This window comes from Synechococcus sp. BA-120 BA3, from assembly GCF_034931285.1.
Classification (GTDB): Bacteria; Cyanobacteriota; Cyanobacteriia; order PCC-6307; family Cyanobiaceae; genus Cyanobium.
Genome location: NZ_JAYGHZ010000404.1, coordinates 1 through 3,050 on the forward strand (window position 1 = coordinate 1; position 3,050 = coordinate 3,050).

The following is a 3,050-nucleotide window of genomic DNA, read 5'->3' on the forward strand; positions in this document are numbered from 1 at the left end:
GATGTGTATAAGGGCCAGGTGCGGCGGCAGGTCGGGGTCGGCCAGCAGCCGGACGATCAGGCCGGCGGCTTCCCGCAGATCGGCCGTTTCGGCCGGGCGACGCCCCACGGTGTGGACCGTGGGACCCAGCAGCCGCATCTGGGATTCGGCGAAGGCGTAGCTGAACTGGGGGCCACGGCCCACCAGCTGCACCACCGGCAGACCGAAGCCCACCGCCTGCTCCACGGCGGTGCCGGCCATGCCCACCACCAGGTCACTGGCGGCCAGGATCGAGGGCAGGGCCCCCGGCAGCAGCTGCACCGCCAGGTCGCCGCCGGCGGAGCGCAGCACGCCACCGTCCAGCCGCCAGCCGACCGCCGCCGCCAGGGGTTCCAGGTCCCGCCAGTGGGGGCTCTCCACCACCGCCACCAGGAAGCGCCAGGGACCCTCCCCGGCCCGACCGCCCAGCTGGCTGCAGAGCCGCAGCATCAGCACCAGGTTGTGGAGGGCCTCGGGGAAGCGGCTGCCGGGCACCAGTGCCAGGGTGCGGCTGCCCGGCAGGCGGGCCACCTGGCCGGGGTCCGGGGGCGGCAGATCCATGATCGGGTAGCCGCGGAACAGGGCCTTGGCCTGCCCCTGGGCCTGGAGGTCGGTGGCGGTGAAGGCATCGCGGGTGAGCACCACGCGCACCCGCCGCCGCCGGCAGCACCAGCGGGTGAGGGCGGAGAGCCGCAGCCGGCCCTCGTAGTAGCTCGAGGTGGAGACCAGGAACACCACCGTCGGCCGTCCCGTCAGCAGGGCGAAGATCAGGGGGACGTGGTCGCCGATGCTCACCACCAGATCGAAGCGGCGGCCCTGGCGCCAGGCGGTCCAGAGCTGGGCCAGGCTCTGCTGCAGCCAGCCCGCCGCCAGATCCTTCCAGAGGTTGAGCCCCTGGTACACCATGCCCCCGGAGGGCAGGCTGCGGCCCGCGTAGAGGAGGGAAATGCCGCGGCGCCCGTAGGCCGAGCCGGCGCCGACGATGGGCAGGGCCGCCAGTTCCAGCCCCGGATCACACTGGCGCAGGCCATCGGCGATCAGTCCCCCATTGAGATCCTCCCCATGGCCGTTGCTGATCAGCAGGATCCTGGGAGCAGGGGGAAGGGGCACACGGGACACCAAGCACGGTCGAGTTTAGGTTTGGGCTCACCGGGGATTTCCCCCCTCCCGGCTCACCCCGCAGGCATGAGCACTCCCGCCCCCGGCCCCGTCGCGCACGTGCGCCGCGTTCTCGATGCCGTGCTGGTGGCCGACGTCTTCCTGGTGCTGGCCGGGGCCCTGTTCTTCGCCGTGGCGGTGGTGCTGCACGGCCAGCGGCTGGACGCGCCCCTGGAGCTCTTCCAGCGGCTATGGCAGCCGCTGTTCACGCCGGCCATCGGCCTGCTGATGGCGGCGGCCCTGCTCAGTGGCGGGCTGGGCTGGTGGCAGCGGCGAGGGCAGCGCTGAGCTCCGGATACTGGAAGTGGAAGCCCTGGGCCAGCAGCCGCTCCGGGCGGACCTGCTGCCCTTCGAGCACCACGGCGGCACCGTCGCCGAGCAGCAGCTGCAGCAGGGGGCCGGGCACCGGCAGCAGGCTGGGCCGGCCGAGGGCACGGCCGAGGCTGGAGGCGAAGATCCCCATGCGGGTGGGCTCCGGGGCCACGGCGTTGTAGGGGCCGGCGTAGGCGTCGTCCTCCAGGGCGGTGACGATCAGCCGGCAGAGATCGTGGCGATGGATCCAGCTCATCCACTGCTGGCCGCTGCCCACCGGCCCGCCGAAGCCGGCCCGGAACACGGGCAGCATCTTGCCGAGGGCGCCGCCGTCGGGTCCGAGCACGATGCCCACCCGCAGCACCACGATGCGGCAGGCCTCGGGGGCCACCTGGGTGGCGGCTTCCCAGCGGGCACAGAGACGGGCCAGAAAATCGTCGCCGGGGGGGCTGGCCTCCGTGAAGCTGGCCTCCAGGCTGGTGCCGTAGTAGCCCACGGCCGAGCCGTTCACCAGCACCCGGGGCGGCGTGGCCAGGGCCGCCATCGCCCGCACCAGCTGGGTGGTGGTGCCGATGCGGCTGTCGAGCAGCCGCTGGCGGTGGGCCGGCGTCCAGCGCTGGTCAGCGATCGGCTCCCCGGCCAGGTTGACCACCCCGTCGGCCGCCGCCAGGGCCTCCAGCAGTTCCGGCTGGGCCCAGCTGGCCGGATCAGACGGATCGCAGCAGAGGGTGATGAGACGGGGGTCGGCCGCCTCGCTGTCGGGCCGGGAGCGACGGGTCACCAGGGTGAGCTGGTGGCCGAGGTTGAGCAGGAACGGCACCAGCTCACGGCCGACGAAACCCGTGCATCCGAGCAGAAGCAGTCGCATGCCCACCGTCCCATCGGAATCCGAAGCCGAGGTTAGGTTCCGGCAGCCCTAACCTGGGCCGAACCCTCCTGTTGACGATGGCTGAGTCCGCGCCTGCCGCTCCCCCGAGCCTCAAAAAGGGTGCCCTGGTCAGGGTGAACAGAGCCGCCTACACCAACAGCCTGGAGGCCGGGGCCAGCGATCCGGTTCCCCCTGGCTACCTGTTCGAGGGGCCCGGGGAGATCCTGGCCATCCAGGGGGAGCACGCCCAGCTCCGCTGGCGCCTGCCCGTTCCCGACGTGTGGCTGCGGCTCGACCAGCTCGAGGCGATGCCCGCCGCCTAGATCTTCAGCGCCGCCTGGACCGTCCGCGGCGCCTAGATCTCCACCCGGCGCCGTTCCTCCTTCAGACGGCTGCGGCGCAGCCGGGCCTCCCGCAGCATCTCCTTGCCGTCATGGAGGTAGCTGTCGACATAGCCCATGGTGTAGCGCTCCAGCTCCACCAGGGCGTCCTGCACCTGGCTGAGGCAGTGGTAGAGGCTGAGGCCGAACCCCTTGGCCGCCGACGGGCAGGCCCGGGACCGGTAGAGGGCCTCCACCTTCTCCATGCGCAGCCGGCTCTGGTCGAGGAAAGCGCAGAAGGCCCCCATCAGCTCGTCGTCGTAGGGGTCGGCGGCCAGGGAGCGCAGCTGGGCCGGGAAGGGATTGATCACCTG

Annotated in this window: 4 protein-coding genes and 1 pseudogene; 2 read left to right on the top strand and 3 right to left on the bottom strand. The window is 72.3% G+C overall.

From position 1 onward, the window contains the following. Positions 1-1,128: lipid-A-disaccharide synthase-related protein (locus VB737_RS15940; protein WP_500314395.1), on the bottom strand; the 1,128-nt coding region annotated here is incomplete at its 3' end. Positions 1,129-1,203: 75 nt separating this feature from the next. On the opposite strand from VB737_RS15940, the gene VB737_RS15945 reads away from it, so the two are divergent. Continuing rightward, positions 1,204-1,464 carry a DUF8620 family protein gene (locus VB737_RS15945; protein WP_500314397.1) on the top strand — a complete coding sequence of 87 codons (261 nt, stop codon included), beginning with the start codon at positions 1,204-1,206 and terminating at the stop codon, positions 1,462-1,464. Here the strand turns inward: VB737_RS15945 and VB737_RS15950 are convergent. Beyond that, positions 1,421-2,356, bottom strand: coding sequence for a TIGR01777 family oxidoreductase (locus VB737_RS15950; protein ID WP_500314399.1), 936 nt, complete (start codon positions 2,354-2,356; stop codon positions 1,421-1,423). The genes VB737_RS15945 and VB737_RS15950 overlap by 44 nt on opposite strands. A gap of 77 nt (positions 2,357-2,433) precedes the next feature. On the opposite strand from VB737_RS15950, the gene VB737_RS15955 reads away from it, so the two are divergent. Continuing rightward, on the top strand, positions 2,434-2,679 hold the full coding sequence (locus tag VB737_RS15955) for an NAD(P)H-quinone oxidoreductase subunit O (RefSeq protein ID WP_500314400.1): 246 nt from the start codon (positions 2,434-2,436) through the stop codon (positions 2,677-2,679). 32 nt (positions 2,680-2,711) lie between these two features. On the opposite strand, the pseudogene VB737_RS15960 reads toward VB737_RS15955, so the two are convergent. Further along, a pseudogene (locus VB737_RS15960) lies at positions 2,712-3,050 on the bottom strand (molecular chaperone DnaJ); the annotation flags it as partial.